A 14,381-nucleotide genomic window follows, 5' to 3' on the forward strand; every position below is an offset into this window, starting at 1 on the left:
CGCAGTAGTATCTGCGCCAGCTCAGTAAAAAATGGGGGCGAGGTAGCCAGTACGGCTCACCTCTTCCAGTTATCTTCCAACGCCTAGTCCCCGATTCAGGGGCGTGACAGCGCAAATCCCAGCTCGCCCAGCGCTTGGTCGGCAAACGCCCCCTCAACCTGCAGGGAGGATAGTTCACGGCGCTCGGGGTAGTGTTTGCGCTGCTCGTCAAAGCTGCCGGGCAAGCCGAGTCGGGCCCGGAAACGGGCATCATCGCGGCGCACGTCATAAACCAGATGCACCAGCTGCTTGATCAACGCCTGATCCAATGCGCGGCCCGGCACCACCGCCTGCACATCGGGGGCAGGCAACAGCTGACTCAAATCCTGACGAGGCTGGCGTCCCAGCTGCTGGCAGAGCGCCTGATAAAGCATCCAGGTGCCGCGCGCCTTCCCCTCCAGGCTGTAACCGGCGATATGGGGGGTGGCAATCTCGGTATGGGGCACCAGCGCAGCCAGTGGCTCGGGCTCGTTCTCCCACACATCCATCACCAGTCGCAACGGCTTATCGCTCAGCTGGCGTGCCAGCAGGGCCCGGTTATCCCACACCTCGCCACGGGATGCGTTGATCAGGATCTGCCCGGCAGGACGCGCGGCAATCTTCTCGGCATCGAGCAGATGGTAGGTCGCATCCGGCCCTTCACGGGTAATGGGCACGTGGAAACTGACGATATCGGCACCAAGAGCGGTCTGATAATCGACAAAGCCCGCATCGGGGGTATTACGCGCCTTGGGTGGATCGCAGCGCAGTACCCGCATGCCGAGCGCTTGGGCCTTGGCCGCCACACACTCGCCGGTATTGCCCGCGCCAATCACCGCCAAAGTCATGGCCGAGAGGTCGAGTTCGTAACGCTCCGCCAGCACCAGCAGGGCTGAGAGCACATAATCCCCCACCGAATACTTGTTGCAACCGGGGGCGCTGAAGAAGGGAATATTGCGGCTTGCCAGCAGCGCCTTGTCCACATGGTCGGTGCCTATGGTGGCGGTGCCGACAAACCCGAGTTTGGGGCTGGTCGCCAGCAAATCGCCGTTGACGCGGGTGACCGAACGCACCAGCAGCACATCGGCATCCAGCAGATCGCGGGCCTGCATCTGCCGCCCGGGCAAGGGGATCACCTCGCCAAATTCGGCAAACAGCTCCACGGCATGGGGCATATTCTCATCAACGACTATCTTCATCGGGCTCTCTTTGGTCACAACCGCCACGGGGGCGCCATTCTAGCGCAAAGCCGCCCGAGATTTCAGCCTGTGATGCAATCCGGCGCGAAACGGGACCACATTGTGCGGCAGCCGCTCCATACGCCCGCTCAAACAGAGGATGTGGCCACAAATGTGTAAGCAGAGGTAACAAACGTGCTGCTCAGCTTTGTCCGGGCATATCACGGTGGCACAATGCCCCTCTTTTTTCGCGATCGCCCATACCCACCATGCCGCCACACGCTTCGTCGCTCCCAACGTCAACCGCCTCACTCACCCGCAGTCAGGTGCTTGGATTCACTGCCCTGTTGATCCTGCCTCTGCTGCTGCTCGCCACCCTGCCCTGGCAGCCTTTTCTGACCGGCTCCCTGCAATCAGGCTGGTTATGGTGGTCATACGCCCTCACCCGCATGGTCGACCTTCCCGGGATCGGGGTCAGTGGCGCCCTCTTGCTGATGCTGACTCGCTACAAACTCAAACTGGAGCTGACCCCCTTCATTGCGCTGGGGTGTGCGCTGGCAGCCCTGCTCGCCAGCGACTGGGTGCTCAAGAGCCTGATCAAGCACCTGACCGAAGAGCCCAGACCCTATCTGCTCTGGCTGGAGAGTCAGGCGCTGATCCCGGCCATCAAGCACTTCTACGCCAGTAGCGTCGATGTGCGCAGCGAACAGGTTCACGCCGCCAGCCAGCTGCTGGCCCTGCCAGAGTGGCTCGGCCACCACTGGCAGGCCGAGGTGAACTACGCCTTCCCCTCTGGCCACAGCATCGCCGCCATCAGCCTGGCCCAGTTCTTTGGCCTTATCTGGCTGGCCCGCGCCCCCACAGGCGTCTGGCTGCTGCCACTGTGGGCACTGGGAGTTGGTCTGTCGCGCATGGTAATGGGGATGCACTGGCCGGTGGATGTGCTGGCCAGCGCCTTGTTGGGCACGCTCACGGCGCTGATTGCCGCCCGCTGGTGGCTGCACAGATATTAAATCGAGCGCCACCTTGCCGCAGCCGACTGCGTGGGATGGGGGGACAAGCCTGTGCTTTTTTGCCATAATGCCGCCTCATTTTATCCCGACCGAGATCCCATGACCGACGCAGTTCATACCCTCAAGGGCCGTTTCCGTGGTTTTTACCCCGTCGTCATCGATGTTGAAACTGCCGGGTTCAACGCCAAGACCGATGCCCTGCTCGAAATCGCGGCTTACACCCTGAAAATGGATGAGCAGGGCTGGCTCGTTCCCGATCAGGTATTCCACTTTCATGTCGAGCCTTTCGAAGGGGCCAACCTGGAAAAGGCTGCGCTGGAGTTCACCGGCATCGACCCCTACAACCCGTTGCGTGGCGCAGTCTCGGAAAAAGAGGCGCTGACCGAGATCTTCAAGGGGATCCGCAAGGGGATGAAGGAGCAGGATTGCGGCCGCGCCATCATAGTGGCCCACAACGCCACCTTTGATCACGGCTTCGTGATGGCTGCCGCCGAGCGCGCTGGCCTCAAGCGCAATCCGTTCCACCCGTTTGCCACCTTCGACACCGCAGCTCTCTCCGGATTGGCGCTGGGTCAGACCGTGCTGGCCAAAGCGTGCCAGAGCGCCCGCATCCCGTTTGACAATAAAGAGGCGCACTCTGCCCTCTATGACACCGAACGCACCACAGAGCTCTTCTGTCATATCGTTAACCGCTGGAAGAGCATGGGGGGTTGGCCGCCAGCGCATCCGGATGATGACACAACCGATGCTCCTGCCGATGATGAGGGGCAAGAATAAACGGATGAAGGCTGCCACTGGCAGCCTTCGCTTTTTGGGGAAATGATTGATTGCACGGCGCACCGGAAATCGCCATCAACGTCACTATCCACCGCTGCGCACGGGATGCACGGAGACAAACAGGTCACAAACCCTCATGCTGAGCAACCTTGTGCCACATGCTGCTGCGATATGCAGGGTTTGACTGATTTTTTTCTCGACATTTGTCACATTTTTCGCAAACTAACTCCCCTTCACATGACAGACAGCAATAACAAACTATAAGGAAATCAAATGAATCCAGTTGTTATCGCAGTCGGGCTGATGCTGGTGCTCAGTCTGCTGCGGATCAATGTGGTGGTCTCGCTGGCGCTGGGGGCCATTGCTGGCGGCCTGGTCGGTGGGCTGTCGTTGACCGATACCCTCACCACCTTCAGCGGTGGCCTGGGCGGTGGCGCCGAGATTGCTCTCTCCTACGCCATGCTGGGCGCCTTTGCGGTTGCCATCTCCCGCTCCGGGATCACCGACCTGCTGGCCCGCAAGGTGATCAGCCAGTTGGGCAAGGATGCCAGCTCGACCCGCATCATGTGGGTCAAGACCCTGCTGCTCTCTTCCGTGCTGGCCGTGGCAATCTCCTCCCAAAACCTGATCCCGGTTCACATCGCCTTTATTCCCATCCTGATCCCGCCGCTGCTGCATGTGATGGCACAGATGCAGATCGACCGTCGTCAGGTGGCCTGTGTCATCACCTTTGGCCTGACAGCCACCTATATGGTGCTGCCGGTCGGCTTTGGTGGCATCTTCCTGAATAACATTCTGGCCAAGAACCTGATCGATAACGGCGTGCCCATCACCACCAGCCAGATCCCGCTGGCGATGGCCATTCCGGTCGCCGGTATGGTACTGGGCCTGCTGATTGCGGTATTCATTAGCTATCGCAAACCGCGCCAGTACGATCTGGCCAAGATCCTGGATGCCGAGCCCGAAGCGGTCGAGCTCAACCTCACCCACATCTGGGTGGCCCTGCTGGCCATTGGCGTGGCGCTGGGGCTGCAACTGATGACCAACAGCATCGTACTGGGTGCACTGGCCGGTTTTGTCATCTTCACCTGCGGCGGCGTTATCAAGTTTCGCGAAAGCCAGGATGCCTTCACTCAGGGGGTGCGGATGATGTCGCTGATCGGCTTCATCATGATCTCTGCCGCCGGTTTTGCCGCCGTGATGAAGGCAACCCACGGGGTCGACTCTCTGGTTCAGGTGGTCGCCTCCGGCATCGGTCAGCACAAAGGCATCGCCGCCTTCCTGATGCTGCTGGTGGGCCTGCTCATCACCATGGGGATCGGCTCCTCCTTCTCCACCGTGCCCATCATCGCCACCATCTATGTGCCGCTCTGTCTGCAGCTCGGCTTCTCACCGATGGCGATCATCGCACTGGTCGGTACCGCTGGCGCGCTGGGGGATGCGGGTTCACCGGCCTCCGACTCGACGCTGGGCCCCACCTCAGGCCTTAACGCCGACGGCCAGCACGACCATATCTGGGACAGCGTGGTGCCCACCTTTATTCACTACAATATCCCGCTGGTGATCTTCGGCTGGATTGCCGCCATGGTGCTCTGATAGCCCCTCGGGCTGCGAACTCTGCACGTCATAATAAACAAAGAAGGCGACAATCTGGTCGCCTTCTTCATTGATGCCAACCAATTACCCCGCTCGATATGAATAATGGCTGCCAGCCAGACAAAGCCTCTGAGCGGCCACCTAGTCGCCACCCCTTGCGACCGCCGGAGTCAGCGGGCGCAATGCTGTCACTCCCCATCCAACTATCCGCCCAAGTGCACACGTCCCAACGCTTGCCAATACAAAGAAACGGCTGCCAGCCCAGACCTATGGCAGAACGGCGGATGACACCCAACCACGTCACAACCGCCTGTCGAGTAGAAAAGGTATTCTCTCTTTCCCCGACATCCAGTTATCAAATAGTGGCCATCATGCGCTCACCCATGTAACGGCTTATGCCGATCTGGCGTTCAGTAAGAACACAGGGTAAACCGCAGGCAGAAAAAAGGCCGCTCAATGAGCGGCCTTCTTCATAACGGGATCTGCAATCAGCTTTCGCGACGCTTGCCACCGAATTTGCGATCTTTGTTGAAGCCACCTTCACGGCGCTCCCCGCTCTTGTTGAACGGACGGTCACCCTGGGGACGGCGATCCTTGTTGAAAGGACGGTCGCCACGGAACGGACGATCACCACGGGGCGGACGGCTGCTGGTGTTGCCACCGGCCGGCACTTCGGTGTAGCGGGCGATTTGCAGCGGACGCTGGCAAACACGGGCTTTCTTGATCACTTCCAGCACATCGGCGGTCATGCCTTTCGGCAGATCGACGGTGGAGAAGTCATCAGCGATGTCAATGTTGCCGATGAAGCGGCTCTCGATGTTCGCTTCGTTGGCGATGGCGCCCACGATCTGGCCCGGCTTGACACCGTGATGGGCACCCACGTCTACACGATAGCGCTCCATCTCCACGTCCGGGTTGTCTTTCAGCGGACGCGGCTCCAGAGACGGCATGCGACGGGCAGGACGCTCGCCACGGTCACCGAAGTCACGACCACCACGGTCGTTGAAGTCACGGCGCTCGAAGCCACCACGATCGTTACCAGCGTTCAGCAGCGGATCCGGAATGGAGTCATCCAGCAGCAGCGGTTGGTCACCCTGTACCAGCTTGGCCAGTGCGGCAGCCAGCTCCAGCGGATCGGCAGAATCCTCTTCGATCAGCTCGTTCACCAGGTTGTGGTAGATCTCGAGCTCTTCACCCATCATGGTTTCGCGGATGCGCTCCTTGAACTTGGCCAGACGATGCTGGTTGATGTCCTCGGTGCTCGGCATCTTCATCGGCTCGATGGCCTGACGGGTTGCGTGCTCGATGGCGCGCAGCATACGACGCTCGCGGGGAGCCACGAACAGGATGGCTTCGCCTTTACGACCGGCACGACCGGTACGGCCGATACGGTGAACGTAAGATTCGGTGTCGTACGGAATGTCGTAGTTCACTACGTGAGTAATGCGCTCAACGTCCAGACCACGGGCGACAACGTCGGTGGCGATCAGGATATCCAGCTGGCCTTGACGCAGTTTGTCGACGGTACGCTCACGCAGTTTCTGCGGGATGTCGCCGTGCAGCGCTTCACAGGCGTGACCACGGGCGGCCAGCTTGCCTGCCAGCTCTTCGGCAGCGTTCTTGGTACGCACAAACACCAGCAGGGCTTCGTAGGATTCCACTTCCAGCAGACGGGTCATGGCGTCCAGCTTGTGCAGACCGGTTACCTGCCAGTAACGCTGGCGAATAGTGGTAGCGGTAGCAGTCTTGGAGGCGATCTTGATCTCTTTGGGCTGCTTCAGGTGCTTCTGGGCCACACGACGGATCTGTTCCGGCATGGTGGCAGAGAACAGGGCAACCTGACGAGTGCTCGGGCACTGCTCCATGATCCAGTCAACGTCGTCGATGAAGCCCATACGCAGCATTTCATCAGCTTCGTCCAGTACCAAGGCTTTCAGGCCGGAGAGATCCAGGTTCTTGCGACGGATCAGATCCATCACACGGCCCGGAGTACCGACGACAACCTGAGCACCGCGACGCAGGGCGCGGGTCTGGGTTTCGTAGGAGGCACCGCCGTAGATGGGCAGTACATGGAAATCAGGCATGTGGTGGGCGTAGCGTTGGCACGCTTCAGCCACCTGCAGCGCCAGTTCGCGGGTAGGCGCCAGCACCAGGATCTGGGTGTTGCGGTTACCAGCTTCCAGACGAGACAACAGAGGCAAGGCAAAAGCAGCGGTCTTCCCTGTACCGGTTTGCGCCTGCCCCAGCAGATCGTGTCCCGCCATCAGGTGGGGAATTGCTGCGGCCTGGATCGGTGACGGGCGCTCATAGCCCACGTCCTGCAGCGCTTTCAATACAGGCGCGGCCAGTCCAAGCTCACTAAAAAGGGGCAGTTGTTCGGTATCAGACATAGATTCTTCCAGATTAAGGCAGGCGGCTAACACCGCGGAATAGCAAAAAGGCGGCGATTATAGCGCCACTTTGTTCTGCTGTCTTGAAAAATGTGATAAGCCTCTCAAGACGTTGGCAATTATAGAGGGATCTGACGAGTATGGCTTGCTTATTTTGCACTCATAGTGCGTTATTGCAGATCACTCCTCGCTGGAGTCCTTGCCCCGCTTGTGTTTGAGCACCGCCATGGTCAGTCTGCTGGTGCATAATAAACGCTCACGTTCGTCCCGAATTTCAATCTGCCACACCTGGGTCGTCGCCCCCAGATGGAGCGGTGTGCAACGCCCGGTCACCACCCCTTCCCGTTTAGCTCGCAGATGGTTGGCATTCACCTCCAGCCCTACACAGTAACTATCTGGCCCTACCGCCATATTGGCCGCCAGCGACCCAAGCGTCTCCGCCAGCACCACGGATGCGCCACCATGCAACATGCCAAGAGGCTGGTGGGTTCGGTGATCCACCGGCATGGTCGCTTCCAGCCAATCGGCGCCAAAAGCGGTGTAGACGATATCGAGATGGGCCATCAGGGTGTTGCGGGAGGTGGCGTTGAGCCCCTCCAGACTCATGGGTTTACGCCAGATGGGCGCAATATCGTGACTCATTGCGAGCAGACTCCTTATGTAGCGATGAATGCGTACCGATATGGGTGAAACGACCTCCATCGGCAACATGGTTCTGTTATATGAGTTGTTGGTTACCAGGTGACGTGGTAACAACGCAGCCCCGACCCGGCGCTGCGTGTTACACAATCATGCCCTTAAGCTGGATGTCACCAGGGGTAGGTAACGCCGGGCCACTCGGCCCAAGGCACATCTCGCCCCGGCAAGCGGGGGTCTGGCCACTGCCACACCCTGGCGAGCCACTCGCGCAGCTGAATCTCCAGCTCCTCATCCGTGATGGGCGCCTCGGCCACCTTCCAGAAGAAGAGCTCCACCGCTACCTCCGGCAACACCGAGGGGTAGAGATAAACCCCACCCCAAAATTGCGGCTCCCGATCCGGACTCCAGAGGCCATAGGCGAACGAGCGCTTGGCCAGAAACTCCGACTGCTGCCACTCCAGATCTCCTTCGTGCTGGCTCAGGCTGAAGTTGGACGAGGGCCAGAGATCGTTCGAGCGAAACAGCTGATGAAGCTGCTCGCGCTCGCGCAACATGGCGACAAACTCCACCACCGCCTGAGCAGGAGTGGCGGGTAACAGCAAGAAACGTGGATGTCGATAGGCCTTCGGCACCCGAAACCGCTTGGGAAACGTCAGCATCAGAGCAGCTCCAGCAGGGCTTGCAATGGATGTTTGAGCTTTTCCCCCTCCATCCGCTTGACCTGACTGCGGCACGAATAGCCAGTTGCCAGACAGCGCGCTTTGGGTAGACGGGCGAGCGGGTCGGCCCAGCTCAACCCATAGATGCCCTTGGAGTTCTCCACCTGTTTGACGTCGTGACCATAGGTGCCCGCCATACCGCAGCAACCGACCGAGACTGGTTGCAGTTTGGCGCCGAAGCGGCCAAACAGGGTACCCCAGTCACCGTGAGTGGAGGGCTTGGCTGTCTTCTCGGTGCAGTGGGCAAACAGATACCAGGGCTCACTCCCCTCCTCGCTCTTTGCCTTGTTGGCGCTGGCAGGCAGTTGATCTGCCGGCAGCGAGAGCAGCCACTCCTGCGGCAACAACACCTGAAAATCACCGCGGGCCGACCCCAGCGCCTTGGCATACTCGTCGCGATAGCAAAGCACCATGGCCGGATCCACCCCCACCATGGGAATGCCAAGCGCCGCCACCTTGTTGAGGAACTGGGCGCTGTTGGCAGCAGTGCGGGCAAAGGCACGCAGGAATCCCTTGATATGCTGGGGTTTACCGTTGGGTTTAAAGGGCAGCAAGTAGGGCTGGAAGCCGAGCTTGCTGGCGAGTTTCACCAGGTCGCGCACCACGGGGGCGTCGTAATAACTGGTGAAGGGGTCCTGCACGATCAGCACCACCTGCTTGCGCTGCTCGGCGCTCATCCGCTCCAGACCCGGCAGATCAAAATAGCGGGCGCGGTTGTCGTGCAGACTCTCGGCCAGGGTCGGCACCGAGAGCAGCGGCACATCGACCATGCCGATGCTCTTCTCGGTCGCCTTCTGGGCCCACTCTTTTTCGAGGAAGAAGTTGACCAGCTTCGGCGCCTTGGCAAGCAGCGGCGCATAGCTCTCCACCGTGCCGACGAAGTAATCCTTGGGGGCGCGCAGGTAGCGGCCGTGGTAGAGCTGCATAAAGCGGGCGCGAAAATCGGGCACATCCACCTTGATCGGGCACTGGCTGGTGCACGCCTTGCAGGCCAGACAGCCCGCCATCGCCTCCATCACCTCGTGGGAGAAGTCATACTCGCCGCGCTGTTTGGCCCAGCTGTTGCGCACCTTGTCCACCAGCTGTTTGAAGCGTACGCCACCGGATTGCAGCGCCACCTCTTCCGCCAACGGGTCGAAGCCCTGCTCCGCCAGCTGACGCAACCATTCACGCATCAGACCCGCCCGCCCCTTGGGGGAGTGGCGGCGATCACGGCTGATCTTGACCGAGGGACACATGGGGGAGTCGGTCTCGAAGGTGAAACAGAGGCCGTTGCCGTTGCAATCCATGGCGCGAGTGTAGCTGGTGCGCACGGCGAGCGGGATCTGGCGGTCATACTTGCCACGCTTGGGGCCATCCACCGACACCAGCTCGGCGCCGCTACCGTAGGGGATACAGATCTTGCCCGGGTTGATGCGGTTGGCCGGGTCGAACGCCCCCTTGACCCGCTGCAGCTCTTCCCACAGCTCGCCAAAGAAGGCGGGGCTGTATTCGGAGCGAAAGCCCTTGCCATGCTCGCCCCACATCAGACCGCCATATTTGGCGGTAAGGGCCACCACCTGATCGGAGATGCGGCGCAGCAGCACCTCCTGCTCGGGATCGCACAAATCCAGCGCCGGGCGCACGTGCAGCACACCGGCATCGACGTGGCCAAACATGCCGTAGTCGAGGCCGTGGGCGTCCAGCAGGGCACGAAACTCCATGATGAAATCGGCCAGTGACTCGGGCGGCACGGCGGTATCTTCGGTGAAGGCCACCGGCTTCTTGCGTCCTTCGGCGTTGCCCAGCAGCCCCACCGACTTCTTGCGCATGGTGTAGATGGTCTCGATGCTCGGCAGGTGGTCACACACCTGATAGCCGATGATCCCCGCCTCGCCCTTGGCCAGCAGGTCGTCGATACGGCGGCAGAGCTCCGCCACCTTGGCCTTGTGTTCTGCCTCGTCGGTATCGGCAAACTCGACAATGTTGAGTCCCTGCAGATCCTTGCCGGGCACGTCCTGAATAAGTTCTTTCACCGAATGCCAGATGATGTCGGCGCGGGCCAACCCGAGCACCCGGGAATCCACCGTCTCCACCGACAGCGCTTGGGCTTCAACCATAAAGGGGGCGTTGCGCAGGGCGGAGGGGAAACTGTCGTACTTGACGTTGACCAGGGTGCGGTAGCGTGGGATGGGGGTGATGTTGAGTTTGGCTTCGGTGATAAAGCCGAGAGACCCTTCAGATCCGCACAACACCCGGCTCACATCCAGCGTGTCAGTATCGGGTTGATAGAGGTGTTTGAGATCGTAACCGGTCAAAAAGCGGTTGAGCTTGGGGAAGGTCGCCTCGATGTCGGCGCGGCGTTCCTTGCCGATACGATAGAGGGTGCGATAGATCTCCCCTTCGCGACTCTCCAGCGCCAGCTTGTCGGCCAGTCGCTCACCGGTCAGCGGCTCGGTCGCCATGATATCGCCATTCTCCAGCACCGCTTTGAGACCCAGTACGTGATCCGAGGTTTTGCCGTAGACCAGAGACCCCTGCCCCGAGGCGTCGGTGTTGATCATGCCCCCTAAGGTGGCGCGGTTGGAGGTGGAGAGATCCGGCGAGAAAAAGTAACCGTGGGGCTTGAGATAGGCGTTGAGCTGGTCTTTCACCACCCCGGCCTGGGCACGCACCCACCCCTCCTCCAGATTAATTTCCATGATCTGGTTCATATAACGGGAGAGATCGACGATAATGCCGCCGCCCAATGACTGGCCATTGGTGCCGGTACCGCCACCGCGAGGGAAAAAACTCAAGGAGGCGAACGCCGGCTCTGCGGCCAGCTTGAGCATTGCTGCTATGTCGTCCGCACTGCGCGGATAGAGAACCGCCTGAGGTACTACCTGATAGACGCTGTTATCCGTCGCCATCGCCAACCGGCTTGCATAAGACTTTTCGATATCACCACGAAATGCGCTGCGCTCTAGCAACTCAAGAAACTGCAGGGTTGCGGGTGACAAACTGTCCTGGTAATCGAGTCTCGGGATCATGAATCCTTGTTCCCATCCTTTGCTTGATGCCGGCACGCCGGCGACAACGACTGGCCAGCCGCCTGTCAATGGCAGTCAGGCCAGTCCGCTCACATGTGAGCGGGCAGTATATCAGCTAGAAAACCGCTTGCGCTTGGCAATATTCACCATTTGAAAGGAGGACTTTTATGGCTCACCACAGCCATGTTATCAGTACGCTGGTCACCACCGAAAAACAGGCGCTTACCCTGTCGCTGTTCGGTTGTATCACCTTTGCCATCTTCGGCATCGGCTACGGCCTCTTCGTCGGTTCCAACGCCATCATGCTCGATGGTATCTTCACCCTGTTCAGCATGGGCATGACGGGCCTCGGTCTTGTTACCGCCTATCTCGTTACCCGCCCTTCCGATGCGCGCTTCCAATACGGCTATGCCCACTTCGAGCCCATCACCAACGTCATCAATGGCACCATTATTCTGCTGCTCTGCCTTGGCGCTCTCTATAGCGGCATCACCACCCTGCTGGATGGCGGACGGGAGATCGATCTCGGCCACGCCCTTATCTATGCCGCCGTCTCCACCTTCTTCTGCGCCATCATCTATCGCATCGAAGCCCAGGTCGCCGAGCAGGTAGACTCCGAGCTGGTGCGGGTCGACTCCAAGGAATGGCTGGTGGATACCCTGCTCAGCGCCACTCTGCTGATTGGCTTTGTGGTCGCCATCGGCCTCGATGCCATCGGCTACGGCCAATACAACCGCTACATAGACCCGGTGCTGGTCTCGCTGCTGGCCCTCTGCGCCACCCTCATTCCCATCAAGGTGCTCGGTCGCAACCTGCGGGAAGTGTTGAAGATCGCCCCCAAGGGGGATGTGCCACGGCAAGTCGAGCAGGAGATCGAGGCGCTGCGCCAGCGCCACGGCATCGAGTGCTACAGCCATCTGGCCAAAAGCGGTCGCCGCTTCGATCTGGAATTGAACATTCTGGTGGCGCCGGGTCAGGAGTGGCCCGTCGAACGTCAGGATGCCCTGCGTCAGGAGCTCTGGTCTCGCCTTGGCGACACCCTGGGGGATGCCTGGCTGTCGGTCTGTTTCACCCGCGAAAAGCGCTGGTTGTAACGACCGCACGGGGGAGCGTGGCACGGCCGCCTCCCCCTGTCGCATCACAACCCCATCACGCCCCACTGACACTGCTCTTGCCAAATTGGCGCCAGCCGCTATCATCAGGGCTCATTTTTCACCCGAGGTTTTATTGCCCATCATGGACAATCCCCGAAGTTGCCCTTCGTCTCTCTCTATCAAAGCCTATCTTTTTCTGCTTAATCAGCGCCTCTGAATAACACCTTTGCCTTGCTGTTACTGCGGCCATCGTGCGCCGTGATCACTCTCTGCTCTGTCTGTTTTTATTGAGGTCATACAATGGAATTGCTGCTGGATCCCCATATCTGGATTGGTCTGTTTACCCTGATCATTCTGGAAATCGTGCTGGGGATCGACAACCTGGTCTTTATCGCCATTCTGGTGAAAAAACTGCCCCCCGCCCAACGGGACAAGGCACGCGTCATCGGCCTGTCGCTGGCCCTGCTGATGCGACTTGGGCTCTTGAGCGTCATGTCATGGCTGGTCACCCTGACCACCCCGATTTTGCACCTGTGGGATCACCCCTTCTCCGGTCGGGACCTGATCCTGATGGGGGGCGGCCTGTTCCTGCTGTTCAAGGCCACCTCCGAGCTGCATGAGCGGCTGGAAGCCAAGCCCCAGGATGATGGCCCGGTCGGCGCCTACGCCAGCTTCGGCGTGGTGATCGCCCAAATTCTGGCGCTCGATGCGGTCTTCTCGCTCGACTCCATCATCACCGCCGTCGGCATGGTGGAGCACCTTGGCGTAATGATGGCCGCCGTGACCATCGCCATGGTGGTGATGGTACTCGCCTCCAAACCGCTGACCCGCTTCGTCAACGCTCATCCAACCGTGGTGGTGCTCTGCCTGAGCTTCCTGCTGATGATCGGCTTCAGCCTGGTGGCGGAAGGATTTGGCTTCCATATTCCGAAGGGCTATCTCTACGCGGCCATCGGCTTCTCGGTGCTGATCGAGTTTTTCAACCAGCTGGCCCAGCGCAGCGCCATGCGTCACGAATCCAAACAGCCGCTGCGCGAGCGCACCACTGCCGCCATCTTCAAGCTGATGGGCAGCAAGGCCTATCAGGATCAGCCGGATGACGATCTGGATGCCCCTGCCGTAGCGCCGGTGAGCTTTGGCGAGGAGGAGCGCTATATGGTGACCGGCGTGCTGTCGCTGGCCGAGCGCTCCATTCGCACCATCATGACCCCGCGCTCGGAGATGGCCTGGATCGATATCAACGACTCCAGCGACGAGATCCGCGCCCTGCTGCAGCGCGAGCCCCACAGCCTGTTCCCTATCTGTGACGGGGATCTGGACGAGGTGATCGGAGTGGTCAAGGCGCGCGATCTGCTGTTTGCCTTGAACGAAGGGCAATCCTTGAGCGAACTGGCCAAGCAGAACGATCCCATTATCGTGCCGCAGACCATCAACGTGATCCGCCTGCTGGCGGAGCTGCGCAAAGCCAAGGGGAGCCTTATTCTGGTCTCCGACGAGTTTGGCGTGATCCAGGGGCTGGTCACCACCCACGACCTGCTGGAGGCCATCGTCGGCGAGCTGCCGGACGAGGACGAAACCCCGGATATCGTGCGCGATGGCGAAGGGTGGCTGATCAACGGCAGCACCAACATCCATCATGTGGAGCAGGTGCTGGAGCACGAGGGGCTGGTGAGCGAGAGCGATGAATACGTAACCCTGGCGGGCATGCTGCTCTCCCACTTCGGCACTCTGCCCACCCCGGGCCAGCAGTTGCAACTGCAGCAGCTCAACTTCGAGGTGATCGAGGTGAGCGAGCGGCGCATCGAGCGGGTGAAAGTGATGCCCGCCACGGCTTGAGCCTGCCACCAGCAGAATACAGAAGAGGGCCAGACGGCCCTCTTTTTTATGCTTCAACTTTATGCCTCAACGCCTCTTTCCCGACGGTTTGCGCTGATTGCTGCATCAAG

Annotated in this window: 10 protein-coding genes; 5 read left to right on the plus strand and 5 right to left on the minus strand. The window is 60.1% G+C overall.

Features of this window, described 5'->3' with window-relative positions:
* Nucleotides 1–95: 95 nt before the first annotated feature.
* A complete protein-coding gene (locus WBR25_RS12285; protein ID WP_429106770.1) occupies nucleotides 96–1,217 on the minus strand; it encodes a 4-phosphoerythronate dehydrogenase in 1,122 nt (373 codons plus the stop codon).
* 248 nt (nucleotides 1,218–1,465) lie between these two features.
* Between WBR25_RS12285 and WBR25_RS12290 the strand changes: the two genes are divergently transcribed.
* From WBR25_RS12290 to WBR25_RS12300, 3 genes are all read left to right on the plus strand, one after another.
* On the plus strand, nucleotides 1,466–2,209 hold the full coding sequence (locus tag WBR25_RS12290; protein ID WP_421342338.1) for a phosphatase PAP2 family protein: 744 nt from the start codon (nucleotides 1,466–1,468) through the stop codon (nucleotides 2,207–2,209).
* Nucleotides 2,210–2,308: 99 nt separating this feature from the next.
* Nucleotides 2,309–2,986, plus strand: a complete 678-nt coding sequence (gene rnt, locus WBR25_RS12295; protein ID WP_005333780.1) for a ribonuclease T — start codon at nucleotides 2,309–2,311, stop codon at nucleotides 2,984–2,986.
* 273 nt (nucleotides 2,987–3,259) lie between these two features.
* Complete coding sequence (locus WBR25_RS12300) at nucleotides 3,260–4,582, plus strand: Na+/H+ antiporter family protein (RefSeq protein WP_005344933.1); 1,323 nt, start codon at nucleotides 3,260–3,262, stop codon at nucleotides 4,580–4,582.
* Nucleotides 4,583–5,070: 488 nt separating this feature from the next.
* Here WBR25_RS12300 and WBR25_RS12305 read toward each other — a convergent pair whose 3' ends face one another.
* From WBR25_RS12305 to ydiJ, 4 genes are all read right to left on the minus strand, one after another.
* Entirely contained in the window at nucleotides 5,071–6,972 is a 1,902-nt protein-coding gene (locus WBR25_RS12305; RefSeq protein WP_216951011.1) for a DEAD/DEAH box helicase, read from the minus strand.
* Nucleotides 6,973–7,152: 180 nt separating this feature from the next.
* On the minus strand, nucleotides 7,153–7,614 hold the full coding sequence (locus tag WBR25_RS12310) for a hotdog fold thioesterase (RefSeq protein WP_139747391.1): 462 nt from the start codon (nucleotides 7,612–7,614) through the stop codon (nucleotides 7,153–7,155).
* A 167-nt stretch (nucleotides 7,615–7,781) separates the two neighbouring features.
* A complete protein-coding gene (locus tag WBR25_RS12315; RefSeq protein WP_216951012.1) occupies nucleotides 7,782–8,270 on the minus strand; it encodes a hypothetical protein in 489 nt (162 codons plus the stop codon).
* Entirely contained in the window at nucleotides 8,270–11,341 is a 3,072-nt protein-coding gene (ydiJ, locus tag WBR25_RS12320) for a D-2-hydroxyglutarate dehydrogenase YdiJ (protein WP_479748079.1), read from the minus strand. Before ydiJ ends, WBR25_RS12315 begins: the two co-directional genes overlap by 1 nt.
* Nucleotides 11,342–11,508: 167 nt before the next feature.
* Between ydiJ and WBR25_RS12325 the strand changes: the two genes are divergently transcribed.
* Nucleotides 11,509–12,435 carry a cation diffusion facilitator family transporter gene (locus tag WBR25_RS12325; RefSeq protein ID WP_005361338.1) on the plus strand — a complete coding sequence of 309 codons (927 nt, stop codon included), beginning with the start codon at nucleotides 11,509–11,511 and terminating at the stop codon, nucleotides 12,433–12,435.
* A 300-nt stretch (nucleotides 12,436–12,735) separates the two neighbouring features.
* A complete protein-coding gene (locus tag WBR25_RS12330) occupies nucleotides 12,736–14,271 on the plus strand; it encodes a TerC family protein (protein ID WP_429106772.1) in 1,536 nt (511 codons plus the stop codon).
* Nucleotides 14,272–14,381: the final 110 nt, after the last annotated feature.

This window comes from Aeromonas sp. MTB, assembly GCF_056632455.1.